Source organism: Paenibacillus sp. IHB B 3415, from assembly GCF_000802655.2.
In the GTDB taxonomy this organism is placed as follows: Bacteria; Bacillota; Bacilli; order Paenibacillales; family Paenibacillaceae; genus Paenibacillus_AQ; species Paenibacillus_AQ phytohabitans.
This window is the reverse complement of the sequence record NZ_JUEI01000190.1, coordinates 1-1,228: the sequence shown is the minus strand read 5'-3', so window position 1 is coordinate 1,228 and position 1,228 is coordinate 1. Positions and strand designations below refer to the sequence as shown.

At 37.1% G+C, this 1,228-nt stretch carries 2 protein-coding genes; both read right to left on the bottom strand.

The window, feature by feature from the left end; translation table 11 throughout:
• Positions 1-153: 153 nt before the first annotated feature.
• Entirely contained in the window at positions 154-636 is a 483-nt protein-coding gene (locus QW71_RS36080) for an SMI1/KNR4 family protein (protein WP_039310915.1), read from the bottom strand.
• Between the two features lie 19 nt (positions 637-655).
• A partial coding sequence (locus QW71_RS36075; RefSeq protein ID WP_235441657.1) for an HNH endonuclease occupies positions 656-1,228 on the bottom strand: 573 nt, incomplete at its 5' end.

Genomic DNA, 1,228 nt, shown 5'->3' with positions numbered 1-1,228 from the left:
GAATATTAATTTGGCGGAAGACAATCTGATCCCCTGCTTCCTGATCTTGGGTGATAGTGTATTTCATAAGCTCAAATCTTCTTAGTCAGTACGATGTTGCTAGAAGTCTCTCTGTTAATATTGAATTCCGAACATCACCTTGGATTGGTAGTGCTAATGATTGTCTTCAGTCAACAGTGTTACGAATTCTTCAAAACTTTCCGTAACACGATAGCTTACCGGGTCGAATTCGCCAGAATTCGCGTGATCCCACACGCAAACTTTAGGATTATTTCTGGATTCACGAAAATCTAAGCATAGAAAATCCCCTGCAAATAAAATAGCAATGGGTAATAATGCAACTCCTATTAAATCTTCATCATCAATTAGTCGCTCATCAAGCTGGGATTTAGTAGCGTCAATATCGAATATTCCAAACTCATTTTCTGTTGGTTCCGCAAGTATGCATAGAAATCTAGTAATTGCATAGCTATGATCATTGCAAATAAACGAACGATTTTCCGGAATACCACCATTATTTATTTTAATAAATTCTTTGTACGCTAATGGCAGTTCAACTCTCCAAAAACCTTCTTCTTTCAATAACAGTTGATCAGATGGTAAGGGATAAATTATTGACTCTTGTTTTATTTTCATATTTGTTTTCTCCTTCTTATTATCTTGCCGCATCAGCCCACATTCCCGTAGACCTGCCACCATTGTGAGTTGTAATATTATGAATTCCATAAGGGACCAATTGCATTTTCCCTGGCACTTCAGTATGATGCCATGTATACGTTCCGTTTTCAACCAGTTTTCTTACTTCTTCTGGAAGATTATTATTTAACCAGTCAAACTGCTCTGTATCACCTTTTTTCCACAAATCTTTTGGGAGCTCATCCGTATGCACTACCAGTCCTGCACTTTCAAAATCAGCAAATCCATAACGCATACCATCAACATTTTTCACTTCAATTTTGGGTATGAGATTTAACTCCTCGGCTTTACTTTTTATCAATTTTCTTTGTTTAGCAGTTAGACTATCCCCTCCAGCGATACTTTTTTCCCAAGACCATCCTTTAGTATTAATTACCTCAACGTAATGCTTAGCATAGTCATCAAGTACTTGATCAAAGGATTTATTCCCAGATAAAAATTCATCAATATTTATTAAGTGAGGCGCACTATTACTGCCTTTTCCCGTCCCCTCAATACGAGGTTCCTCAATCTCCTTTGCCTTGACTTCTAA

Bases quoted from the DNA above. Each gene is read 5' to 3' on its own strand.
- QW71_RS36080 (WP_039310915.1), bottom strand. From the start codon at position 636: ATGAAAATAAAACAAGAGTCAATAATTTATCCCTTACCATCTGATCAA.